Consider the following 10188-nt stretch of genomic DNA (forward strand, 5'->3'; position numbering starts at 1 on the left):
CCGCAAGCGCAAGGCCAACGAAGGGGCCAAGCGCGAGCGCCAGGCTGCGGCGGCGAGCTGGGGCTGGACCTGTAAGGTATGCGCGAAGCGCTGGCCAAGGCCGGCCGGCGCTACATCGATAAAAGGAGCGCACCATGTCCAAACCCAACCCGGGCGGCGTTGCCAAAACCCCCGGATGGCTTGACGGGTACGACGGTCCGAGCCGGCCGCAGTTTCGCTTGCCGGCTGGCGCGGTGGATGCGCACGGCCACGTCTTCGGTCCGGTTGAGCGCTTCCTCTATGCGCCCGAGCGCAATACACCCCCTGTGACGCCAGCAAAGAACAACTCTTTGCGCTGCGCGACCACGTAGGCTTTGCGCGCAACGTCATCGTGCAGGCCACCTGCCTCGGCGCCGACAACCGCGCGCTGGTGGACGCTGTCAGGCCATCGGTGGCCGGGCGCGCGGGGTGGCGACGGTGCATCGCGCCGGCGATGTCATGCAGGCCATCGTCGAACAGGTGGTGCGCGTGCGCGACATCATCCAGGCCATGGCGTCAGCGGCGGCCGAACAGGCCGACGGGGTGGCGCAAATCAACGCGGCGTTGGGGCAGCTCGACCAGATGACCCAGCAGAATGCCGCTTTGGTGGAGCAAAGTGCTGCATCGGCCACCGCCATGAGCGACCAAGCGCGGCAGCTCTCGGAGGTGGTGCGGCGCTTCCGGCTCGATGCGGCCGATCTCGAACACGCCCACATCCAGCGGTTGCGGGCTGAGGACCTGCACCGCCCAGGCATCGCCCGCAGCAGTGCAGCCCTTGCGTCGGCCTAAGATGCACGCATGACCGAAAGCGGCCGCGCGTTTACGCCCGCAACGCGATCACGTGGTAGTGCTGACACGCCAGGCGCGCTTGGCAGGCGAATGCCGTGACGACGGAAGGTGCCCGGTGCCACCTACGCCGGGCTCTCGGTGAATGCCGAACTCAGGAAGCGGCCGCGGGCGTTCAAGCACGGCGCGGCGCGCCGATGTTGCTTCATAAAGGACGATCGGTATGCATCGCAGATGATGCATTGCCGTACCGTTACAGATTGTCCAAGAAGCTGCGCAGCTTCTCCGAGCGGCTCGGGTGCTTGAGCTTGCGGATCGCCTTGGCCTCGATCTGGCGGATGCGCTCGCGCGTGACGTCGAACTGCTTGCCCACTTCCTCCAACGTGTGGTCGGTGGACATTTCGATGCCGTAGCGCATGCGCAGCACCTTGGCTTCGCGCGGCGTCAAGGTGTCCAGAATTTCCTTGACCACTTCGCGCAGGCCGGCCTGCATGGCCGCGTCCACCGGCGCCACGTTGCTGGTGTCCTCGATGAAGTCGCCCAGGTGCGAGTCGTCGTCATCGCCAATCGGCGTCTCCATCGAGATCGGCTCTTTGGCGATTTTCATGATCTTGCGGATCTTGTCCTCGGGCATGTCCATCTTCTCGGCCAGAATAGAGGCGTCGGGCTCCACGCCGAACTCTTGCAGGTGCTGGCGCGAGATGCGGTTCATCTTGTTGATGGTCTCGATCATGTGCACCGGGATGCGGATGGTGCGCGCCTGGTCGGCGATCGAGCGCGTGATGGCCTGCCGGATCCACCAGGTGGCATAGGTCGAGAACTTGTAGCCGCGGCGGTATTCGAACTTGTCCACCGCCTTCATCAGACCGATGTTGCCCTCCTGGATGAGGTCCAGGAACTGCAGCCCCCGGTTGGTGTACTTCTTGGCGATGGAGATCACCAGCCGCAGGTTGGCCTCGATCATCTCGCGCTTGGCGTCGCGCGACATGGCCTCACCGTCATTCATGCGCTTGTGGATGGCCTTGAGCTGCTCCAGCGGCACCACCACCTGTGCCTGCAGGTCGATGAGCTTTTGCTGCAACTCGTGGATGGCTGGGATGTTGCGGCCCAGCACCGCGCTCCACGGCTTGCCGGCCGCGGCCTGCCGCTGCACCCACTGCAAATTGAGCAGATTGGGCGGGAATTCGGCGGCGAACTTCTCCTGCGGCATGCCGCACTTGTCAACGATGATGCGGCGCAGTTCGCGCTCGATCTTGCGCACCGTCTCCACCTGCTGGCGCACCTTGTCGCACAAGGTTTCGATCGTCTTGGCGGTAAAGCGGATCGTCATCAGCCGTTCGGTGATGGCGCGCTGCACCGCCTGGTAGCGCGGCGTGCCCCAGCCCTCGGCTTCGTAGACCCGCCGCAGCTCATCGAACTGGGTGCGGATGGCGTCGAAACGGCTGAGTGCCTCGCGCTTGAGTTCCTCCATCTTGCGCGTCAGCGCCTTGGAGCCGCCCTTGCCGTCGTCGTCGTCCTCGTAGTCGTCGAAGTCCTCCTCGGCCACGTAATCGTCAGCCTCGTCGGCATCGGCAAAGCCGTCGACGACGCTGGAGATGACCACCTTGTCATCACGGATCTCGTCGGCCATGACGAGCAGGTCGTGAATGATGGCCGGCGACTCGGAGATCGCCTGCATCATGTCGTGCAGGCCGCGTTCGATGCGCTTGGCGATTTCGATTTCGCCTTCGCGCGTGAGCAGCTCCACCGTGCCCATTTCGCGCATGTACATGCGCACCGGGTCGGTGGTGCGGCCGAACTCGCTGTCCACGGTGGATAGCGCCGCCTCGGCCTCCTCCTCGGCCTCCTCTTCGGTGGTGACCGCGGTCGGCGCGCCGGTCAGCAGCAGCGTCTCGGCGTCGGGGGCCTGTTCGTACACCGCCACGCCCATGTCGTTGAGCAGCGAGATCACGACCTCCAGCGTCTCCTGCTCGACCAGTTTGTCGGGCAGGTGGTCGTTGATTTCGGCGTGCGTCAGATAGCCGCGCGTCTTGCCCAGCTTGATCAGCTGCTTGAGTTTTTCGCGGCGCAGTTTGGCCTCTTCCTCGGTCAGCACCGTGTCGTCCAGGCCGAACTCCTTCATCAGGGCGCGTTCCTTGGCCTTGCTGAGCTTCATGCGCAGCGGCTTGGCCTTCTCAGTCGGCACGGCCTCGGTGGCTTCAGTAGCCTCCACCTCGTCGGCCACCGCCTCCAGGTCGTCTTCGACCAGTTCCTCGTCCAGTTCACCCAGGTCGGCGTCGGCAAAGACATCGTCGTCGCTGCTCGGTGCGGCTTTGCGCCCGCGCTTGGCGCTGCCCTTTGCAGCTGCCGTTGCGGCTTTGGTGCCCTTGCCGGCCTTGCCAGCGGCGCTGGCCCTGCGTGCCTTCGGCGTGCTGGCGTTGTTTGCCGTCCCGCCTGACGGGGCTGTATCGGCAGCGGGCTCGGTTGCCGGTTCGGGGCGGGTGGCCTCATCGGCCGCCGCGCGGGTACGGGCGGGGGCGTTGCGTTTGCGGGCGGCGGGGGGCGCGGGTGGCGCCGCGGGCGCGCCGGTGGCCTCGGTTTCAGCGGTGGTGGGGGCGGACTTTTTCGAACGGGTGCTCACGGTTCACACACTCCACCCGGCAGGGCCGGGCCAGACGATGACGGAAAGACAGGTACGACACGGCACACGGCGCCGGGTGACGGCAAACGGCGCGCCCACCCGCAACGACGGGGCGCGCGACGGTGGCCGTGACCCGGGCCAACGCCACCGCTGCCCGATATGGGGGCGCGGCAGCCGCTTCGCAAGCGGGGAGGGCGATCATGGGGTGTGCAGTCCTTGCGGGGCGGATGCGCGTGCATCCTGGCCGGCGGGGTGTCGTTCCGCTGCTTGCGCGGTGCAGCCAGACGATCATGGCTGACGCGGTCCAAGTGGCCTTATCCGGAGGTACTGCTGTCGCACTTGCGAACTTCGCATTATCGCACGTCCTCGCCATTTTGCAAACGGCGGCGCTCCTCGACCACATCCCGGTACCGGGCCAGCGCCGCCGGATCGCTGGCCGCGCGTTCGATCAGCCAGCGTTCCTGCTGCTTGAGCTGCTCCACACGCAGGCGCCGCAGCAGTTCACGCAGTTCCTGTCGCAGGTCATCCGGGTTTGGGGGCAAAGCCTCGTCATCGGCGGTGTGCTGCAGCGCCACACTGCTGTCGTGCAGGGCCAGCGCCAGTGCCTCGAACGGCTCGCCGCGCAGCGCCTCGCGCAGCGCCGCCCAGGGTAGGGCGCCGTGTTCCAGCCACTGGCGCTCCAGCCACGCAAACAGCGGGCCGTAGGGCGGTGGCTCGGCGGCCAGCAGGGCGTGATCGTCGGGGGTGAGCCACTGCCACGCTTCGGGGCTGCCCAGCACGATGCGCGCGATGCGGTCGGACCGTTCGAGCAGGCCGCGGCGCGCGCGCCGCAAGGCTGGCAACAGGCCGCTGGCCGCCGCGTCTGCCACGGGCAGCGCGGTGCCCCCCTCAGCAGGCGGACGCCGCACACCGCCGGCGAAAGAGGGGCCTGGATGGCTGGCGCTGGCCGCTGTGCGCTCCGGTACCGAGGCGGCACGCGACGGGCGCTGGCAGCGGGCGTGGTCGGCTGACGGCAGTGTGCCGGGGTGCGGCGCTGTCGGCGGCATCAGGGCAGTGGGGCGGCGCAGACGCTGGCGCCACAACGTCTGCAGGTCGCGAACCTCCAGTCCGATGCGGTCGGCCAGTTCCTGCAACAGCTGACGCTTCAGCGCACCGTCGGGCATCGCGTCCCACAGCGGCTGGGCCTGCGCGCTCAGGCGCGCGCGCCCCTCGGGCGTATCCAGGTCGCAGCCGTCGGCGGCCACGTCCAGCAGGTAGCGGCTCAGCGGCAGGGCCGCCTGCACGGCCGCGGCAAAGGCTTCGGCACCGTGCGCGCGGATGAAACTGTCCGGGTCGTGTTCCGGGGGCAGGAACAGAAAGCGGATGCTGCGCGTGTCGGTGGCGTGCGGCAGCGCTGCTTCCAGCGCGCGGCGGGCGGCGCGCCGACCGGCGGCGTCACCGTCGAAGGCAAATACCACCGCGTCGCAGTGGCGAAACAGCTTACGCACGTGTTCGGGGGTGCAGGCGGTGCCCAGCGTGGCCACCGCGTTGCCAAAACCCAGCTGCGCCAGCGCCACCACGTCCATGTAGCCTTCGGTCACCAGCACGTAGCCGTGCTGACGGATGGCGGCGCGCGCCTCGAACAGCCCATACAGCTCCTCCCCCTTGCGGAATACTGGGGTTTCCGGGGAATTCAGGTACTTCGGTTCGCCGCTGTCGAGCACCCGGCCGCCAAAGCCGATGCACTCGCCCTTGACGTTGCGAATAGGGAACATGATGCGGTCGCGGAAACGGTCGTGTCGCCGGGCCGCGGGCTGTCGGCTGCCCGCGGTGGGGTTGACCGTTTGCGCCGACCCGTTCGTGCGGGCACTGGTCGTCGCGGTGGCCGACGGGCCCTGTCTGGCAGTCGAGTCCCCAGGGGGCGCGGGGTGGCTTTCGGTGTCGGGCGGCGACTCGGCAATCACCAATCCGGCCTCCACCAACCGCTGGTCCTGGTAGTCGCCGAATACGGTGGACAGGAAGCGCCAGCCCGGCGGCGCGTAGCCCAGTCCGTAGGTCTTGGCGATGGCGCCGGTCAGTCCACGGCTTTTGAGGTAGTCGATGGCGCGCGGGCTGGCCTTGAGCTGGGCCTGGTACGCGCGTGCGGCCTGGGCCAGCACCTCGGTCAGGCTGGCCTGGCGTTGGCGCTGGGCGGCGGCACGCGCGCGCTCGGCCGGGCTGGCGTCGTCCTCGGGCACGGTCAGCCCCGCCTGCTGTGCCAGCTCGCGCACCGCGTCGGGGAAAGACAGGCCCAGGTGCTGGATCAGAAAATCGATGGCATTGCCGTGCGCGCCGCAGCCGAAGCAATGGTAGAACTGCTTGGACGGGCTGACGGTGAAGGAGGGCGACTTCTCGGCGTGGAAGGGACACAGGCCCAGGTGGTTGGCCCCACTCCTGCGCAGCGGCACATAGCGCCCGACCAGTTCCACCAGGTCGGTGCGCGCCAGCAGCTCCTGCAAAAACGACGGAGGGATAGCCACGGTTGCGATTGTGCGCGAAGGCGCGCTTCAACCGCAGACGCGGCTGCTCAGGCCACGGTGCGAAGGCCTGCTCAGCCAGCGTGTCCAGAAAGCGGCTAGTGCCAAAGCGCCGCGGGCGTCAGAGGCAGCCGTGCGTGCCTTGGGTGGCGAGCTTGAACGCCGGCGGCGCTTGGTCGCCATCGCAGTCAGCGCCGTCTTCACGGGTCGGGGCGAAGGTCGGGATGCCGATGGACAGCTTGTTGCGGCGCGTGGGGGGCTCAGGGTGCGATCTGGGTGATGTGCTGCTCGAACGGTTCGATGGGCATGGGTTGGCCGAAGTGGTAGCCCTGCAGCAGGTGACAGCCGTGGGCCACCAGGTAGCGCGCTTGTTCTTCCGTTTCCACGCCTTCGGCCAATATCTGTATGCCCAGTTTATGCCCCAGCGCGATGATGGTGGTGACAACGGCTTCGTCGGCACGCCGGTGCTGCGGCAGGCGCGCCACGAAACGCTGGTCGATTTTGATGACGTCAAAGGGCAGTTCGGTCAAATAGGCCAGCGATGAAAATCCGGTGCCAAAATCGTCCAGCGCCAGCGTGATGCCCAAGGCTTTGAGGCGTTGCAGCGTCCGGCGCGCGGCCTCCAGATCGCCCAGAAAAACCGATTCGGTGATTTCGAGTTCCAGATGCGCCGGGGCGACTGCGTGGCGGCGCAGGGCGTCGGCCACGTGATCGACCAGGTCAGGCTCGCGAAACTGGCGCGGGCTGAGGTTGATCGCCAACCGCAGCGGCACTAAACGGGTCTGGTGCTGCCAGCGCGCCAGCGTGGCACAGGCGCGGTCGATGACCCATGCCCCCAGCGGTAGGATCAGACCGGTTTCCTCGGCCAGCGGAATGAATTCGCCCGGTGATACCAACGACCCGTCGGCGCGTGGCCAGCGCAGCAGCGCCTCGGCGCCGACGATGTGGCCGCGACGGTCGACCTGAGGCTGTAGGTACAGCTGCAGCGCGCCATCACGGATGGCATCGGCCAGGGCCTGTTGCAGCGAGTGGCGCTGGCGCACGGCGGCTTCCATGTCGGGGTCGAAAAAGGCCACGCCGTTGCGGCCGGCCTGCTTGACGGAGTACATCGCCAAGTCGGCGGCTTTGAGCAGATCCGCGCCGGCGGATGCCTCACCACGATCCCCGTAAAGCGCGATGCCGATGCTGGCGGTCAGGCCGACGCGGGTGTTGGCGTCCAGGGCGATGGGCGCCTGCAGCGCGTCCACCAACTTGTCGGCGACCGTCCGAGCGGCCAGCGCCGCCGCATCGCGGTGCTCGTGCACCGCCGGCAACAGCACCAGAAATTCGTCGCCGCCCAGGCGGCCTGCGGTGTCCTGGTCGCGCAACACCGTCTGCAGTCGGCGCGCGACTTCGCGCAGTACGGCGTCGCCGGCGTCATGCCCCGCGGTGTCGTTGATGCCCTTGAAGCGGTCCAAGTCCACCAACAGTACCGCGCCCCAGCGATCTTCGCGCCGTGCCTGCCGCACCGCCTGCTCCAGCCGGTCCATCAGCAGACGGCGGTTGGCCAATCCGGTGAGTGGGTCGAAGAAGGCCAGCTGCTCGATCTGGGCTTCGGCCTGTTTGTGCCAAGTGATGTCGCTGAAGATCGCCACATAGTGACGAACTTTTCCCACGGCGTCGGTGAGGGCGCTGATGGCCAGCCATTCGGCGTAGACCTCACCGTTTTTGCGCCGGTTCCAGATTTCGCCTTCCCAGTGGCCGTGGGTGCGCAGCGCCTGCCACATGGCGCGGTAGAAATCGGGCCCGTGGCGGCCAGAGCGCAGCAGCTCGCCGGGGGTGTGGCCCAGCGCTTCCTCGGCACCGTAACCGGTGATCGCCGTGAAGGTGCGGTTGACGCGGATGATGCGTCCGTCGGTGTCGCAGATCACGATCCCCTGCGCGCTGTCGAAGGTCTTGGCCAGGATGGCGACCTCATCGAGCAAGGCCGATTTGTCGCGCAGTGCGGCGCGCAGCCGCCGGCGCTGGTGCAGCGTCCAGGCCAACCAGCTTGTCAAGGTGGCCACCACGGCTGCCGTTGTCGCCAGGGGGACGGCGTTGCGTTGCAGGTTTTCTTGCCACGTGAGCGTGGGCACCCCGAACGGTGCCATGCGCAGCGTGCGCAGCAGCGCTTCGACCGCGCCGTAGGGCTGGGGTGGCGCAAAGCCGGCGATACCCCCGGGCAGGGGGCCGTCGGCATCCAGCGACAGCAACGCCCGCACCAGCGCCACGTGGGCCGCTGGGGGCACGGAGGGCAGCACCGCCACCGGCCACTCCGGGTACAGCGGCGTGCTCACCGCCAACGGGTAGCCGGGCACGTTTTGCGGCATCAGCACCCGTAGGGCGCCCGGCGCCACGGTGCCGTCGGCCAGCGCCGCTTCCAGCACGCCGTCGCGCACAAAGCCGGCGTCGGCTTTGCCGTCGAGCACGGCTTGCAACACGGCGCGGTGCGGCATCCCGGTGAAGAGCCAATGGACGTCATCGGGCGCGACACCGACGCGCAGCATCTCGCCGCGCTGCAGCGCCAGCCCGCCCAGCGATTCGGCGTGCACCGCCGCCACCCGACGCCCGCGCAGGTCGGCCCAATGCCGGATGGGACTGTCGGCGCGCACTACGGCCACCCCACCGAGGGCAGTCACCACCTGGGCGCCGACGCGCCGCCGCACGGTGGCCAGCGGCACACTCAACCCTTCTTGATGGTGCAGGGCCACGTAATGGCCGGGGTTGGTGATGACGACGTCGATATTGCGCGCGCGCACGGCGCGGTCCATGTCGGGATAGTCGAGCAATTCCCAGTACAGCTGCCATTGCGGCAGTGCAGCCTGCAGCGCGTCGAACACCGGCGCCCAGTCGGCACGCTCGGCGGGCAGGGGGCGAGACGCCAGCACGCCCATGCGTAGGCGCTGGTGCGCGTGGGCCGGCGCGGACTGGGCGAGTCCCATGCCACCGTTGGCCAAGACGACGGCAAGGGCGGTGAGCAAGGCACGCCGCTTCATGCGGGGACCTCCAGCGGTAGCCAGTCGGTCGCCATCAGGCCCTGTGGTACTTCGGCTGCGGGCAACAGGCCGTTGGCGTGCATGACGCGCGTCAGGGCAGAGGCCACGTCTGGCAGGCGTGGGGGCGGGCCGACCAGCCAGTCGCGATTGTCGGCCCAATCGGCCAGGCGCAGCCCGCGAAACGCCGTCCATAGCGTCTCGCGCGGCAAGTCAAGCCAGGGGGCCAGACGGTAGGCGCTATCCACCGGCAGCGCGTGCAGGTGACGCTGCGCCGCAAAACACTGCCGCAGCAGCGTCCGGCCGGCCGCAGCGTGCGCTCGCAGCGCCCTGGGGTGCGCCGCCAGCACGTCCACGATGGCCGTGTCGCGTGCCAACATACGGCTGTCGAAGATGCGCACCGCGCCGCGCTGCTGCAGCCGCGTGGCCACCGGTTCGAAGGTGACCAGCACATCCACATCACCGCGCATCCAAATCGCCTCGTGCTGGTCGACTGTTGCGTAGATCATACGCACCTCGTCATGGCGCAGGCCGACGGCGGCCAGCCACGCGCTCGCCATCAGCTCGCCCACGGCACCGGCTTCATGACCCAGGCGCACACCCCGCCACTGGCCCGGCGTGCTGCGCTCGGGGCGGCTGAGCACCACGTCGGCCCCTTCGGAAACATCGAGCACCCCCACCACCCGTAATGCCAGCCCGGTGGCGTGCGCGCCCAGCACTTCGTCCAGCGTCAGCGCGGCAGCCTGGGCGCGTCCGTCGCGCAGCAGCGCCAGGTTTTCGCTGGCCGAGCCGGTGGCGAGGCGCCGCAACGGCTGGTCTGCCCACCAGCCCAGGCTATGGGCTAACTGCAGCGGTGCGTAGCCCGGCCACGGGTGCCAGGCGACGGTCAGTGTGTCCTGCTCACCGCGGCAGCCCGTCAAGGCGATTGCGCTGCCGCTGGTGGCAACCACGGTGCCCAGGGCGCAGGCCGCGCAGCGGCGCAGCCACTGGCGGCGTGACAGGTGCGACGCGTACGCGCTGGCATCCGCAGTCGGGGGCGGATGGGAGGATGAGCAAGCGGCACCGCGACCCATGTTGGTGCACCCAGATGCGCTCATCCCACCATGACCCGGTTTTTACCGGCGCGCTTGGCGCGGTACATGGCGGCGTCGGCGCGCGCGATGGCGGCCTGCACCGGCTCGTCGGTCAGCATCTCGGTGACCCCGGCGCTAAACGTGATGAGCCGCTGCTGTTCCCCGTGCAGAAACAGGTGCGCGCT

General features: G+C 68.5%; 6 protein-coding genes and 1 pseudogene. 2 read left to right on the forward strand and 5 right to left on the reverse strand.

The features are described from left to right. Window positions 1-134: 134 nt before the first annotated feature. Window positions 135-468: pseudogene (locus tag V7Z54_RS08385) on the forward strand (amidohydrolase family protein); the annotation flags it as partial. Between the two features lie 9 nt (window positions 469-477). Beyond that, on the forward strand, window positions 478-807 hold the full coding sequence (locus tag V7Z54_RS08390; protein WP_334135807.1) for a hypothetical protein: 330 nt from the start codon (window positions 478-480) through the stop codon (window positions 805-807). Between the two features lie 250 nt (window positions 808-1057). Here the strand turns inward: V7Z54_RS08390 and rpoD are convergent, their stop codons facing one another. The 5 genes from rpoD to V7Z54_RS08415 form a co-directional block, all read right to left on the reverse strand. After that, window positions 1058-3424, reverse strand: a complete 2367-nt coding sequence (gene rpoD / locus V7Z54_RS08395) for an RNA polymerase sigma factor RpoD (protein ID WP_334135797.1) — start codon at window positions 3422-3424, stop codon at window positions 1058-1060. A 353-nt stretch (window positions 3425-3777) separates the two neighbouring features. Continuing rightward, window positions 3778-5922, reverse strand: coding sequence for a DNA primase (locus tag V7Z54_RS08400; RefSeq protein WP_334135800.1), 2145 nt, complete (start codon window positions 5920-5922; stop codon window positions 3778-3780). A 257-nt stretch (window positions 5923-6179) separates the two neighbouring features. Further along, window positions 6180-8933 carry an EAL domain-containing protein gene (locus V7Z54_RS08405; RefSeq protein ID WP_334135802.1) on the reverse strand — a complete coding sequence of 918 codons (2754 nt, stop codon included), beginning with the start codon at window positions 8931-8933 and terminating at the stop codon, window positions 6180-6182. Then, the gene (locus tag V7Z54_RS08410; protein ID WP_334135804.1) at window positions 8930-9850 is read right to left on the reverse strand and encodes an ABC transporter substrate-binding protein; all 921 of its coding nucleotides are present in this window, start codon (window positions 9848-9850) and stop codon (window positions 8930-8932) included. Before V7Z54_RS08410 ends, V7Z54_RS08405 begins: the two co-directional genes overlap by 4 nt. A 173-nt stretch (window positions 9851-10023) precedes the next feature. Then, window positions 10024-10179: a diguanylate cyclase domain-containing protein gene (locus tag V7Z54_RS08415; RefSeq protein ID WP_334135806.1), complete on the reverse strand. Its 156-nt coding sequence runs from the start codon at window positions 10177-10179 to the stop codon at window positions 10024-10026. Between the last annotated feature and the right edge of the window lie 9 nt (window positions 10180-10188).

The organism is Tepidimonas sp. (assembly GCF_036824975.1).
GTDB lineage: Bacteria > Pseudomonadota > Gammaproteobacteria > Burkholderiales > Burkholderiaceae_C > Tepidimonas.